Raw genomic sequence first — 1,868 nt, forward strand, 5'->3', positions numbered from 1 at the left:
GCGCCCGAACCCGCGAAGGCATGCAGGTCGAGGGAGAAGGGCGAACAGGCCATGACGCCTAAGAACGAACGCAAGAACCAAACCGAAAGTCATGTCACCCAGAAGTCGTGCCTGCATGAACTCGTGTCAGCAGAAACAGGCACGGAGGGAGTCGTCCACCAGCAACGGCATCACGTGGACACGAGTGTGGACACTGTAAACACCCTTTGGCCGGACAAACGGCCACCAGCTTCTCCCCCAGACCCCAGGAAACAGCGAATCAAGGCCAAGCATCTGGAAAGAATCTCGTGGAGGTCATGTCATCACCACAACCCCAACGCATGAATAGGTGCAAGACCAACCACGTCCTCCAGGACCAGTCAGAAAGGAGCAACGGATGACCCGTCATCCCAGCAGGCGGAGGACCCACCAGCCAGGACCCTGAACCCGCCACCCACACAACCGAACAGGCCACCGCGGCGGCCAGGCACCAGCCGCGACACGCGTCAGAGGGACCCACCCAGGGTCAATGTCAACACGTTAAAGCAAAAACCCCTCTGACGAGGGGATATGCTGTGCCCGAGGTGGGACTCGAACTGCATTCCAGCCCTTGCAAACACTGGGAACCCCCGACAACATGCGGGATTCCAGCGAGTCTGAGGGCTGTACGACGGAGTCCGAGACGGAAAGTGTGGACAATGTCCACACTCCCCTAATTCATTTCAGGACACTTCGAACGGTAGTTGCCAGGCGTTCGGCAGTGTCCGCACCAACGGACCTTGGCGTCCTTTGCTGCTGGCACTTCCGTACTCTGATCGGCGGCCGGGTTCGACTGTGTTGTACTTGGCTGCAGGTCGTCGAAGTAGCCCGGCACAGCCAAAGCATCTGCTGCACGTTTCAGCTCCGCCAGCTCTCCGGCGGTCAAGACCTGGTCTGCGAACGCCGCTTCGCGCATCATCTCCAGAAACCGGTCGTTGAGCCCGCGAACTTGTTCTGCGCCCATGCCACCCCTGGCTTCGTCGCCGATAATCTTGCCGTCTTCCAGTACGACAGCCAGCAGCTCCAGGTACTCGGCAGCCGCCGCGTCGCTTACATCTCCTGTGCTGATGGGTAGTCGGGACGTAAGTGACGACATCGATCCCTCTGTGCCTTTCCTCAGGGCAACTGCACGGGTTACCGGACTGACGGCTCCCGATCGGTCCGGGTCGAATAGGCCATGGGCCGGGTCGTGTCCGAATTCAATGGCCGACTGGTAGCGATCAAGCATCAAGGGAAGCAAGGCAGCGTCGCCCTGACGTTCCGAGCGCAGCGTGGGCGTCCACAAGCGATATCCCGGCGTGCTGGGCGACCTCTTCGGCTAGGAAAAACCACCACGCCTACTGCACCGACTGTGAGGGCTTAGCAGTCCCCCACGTCCACGGTCCGGGACTTTGGAATGCCCGTTCAAGACAGTGTGACCCGCCCGTCAGCGGGCGGCAACCGCCCTGGGGTTGGGACTACGCGGCGCCAGGTTCCGTACCGACCGACGTTCTCCCTACCTTTGGCCTCTCGGCTTCATCACGGTCCGGTGGTGAAGGTCCAACGAGTGGTCTGGAGGGGGTTGCCGGCGGCGTCGCGGATGCCGCCGTACGTGCTGCTGGTCAGCGTGACGGTGTACTTGGTGTTTGCCGTCAGGGTCCCCCTCGGGTTCAGTGTGGCTACCCGGGTGGCGGCGTTGTAAGAGTACAACTCCACAGGAACCATTGCGCCGGTCGTGGCGTTCGTCAACATGAAGTAGTTTCCGCTGGTGCTGGTGACGGGTTCGCTGAAGGTTGCCGTGATATTCGTCTCCCGGCTTACCGCGGTGGCATGCACGGCGGGGTTGCGGGAAATCACGGTGGGAACAGGAC

2 protein-coding genes are annotated in these 1,868 nt (G+C 61.2%); both read right to left on the bottom strand.

The genetic code is table 11. The features are described 5' to 3' along the window. Nucleotides 1-691 precede the first annotated feature (691 nt). Nucleotides 692-1,303 carry a hypothetical protein gene (locus LQV45_RS29170; RefSeq protein WP_230010541.1) on the bottom strand — a complete coding sequence of 204 codons (612 nt, stop codon included), beginning with the start codon at nt 1,301-1,303 and terminating at the stop codon, nt 692-694. A gap of 233 nt (nt 1,304-1,536) precedes the next feature. Beyond that, on the bottom strand, nt 1,537-1,868 hold a 332-nt coding region (locus LQV45_RS29175), incomplete at its 5' end, for an Ig-like domain-containing protein (RefSeq protein ID WP_230010543.1).

Source organism: Microbacterium sp. Bi128, assembly GCF_918698205.1.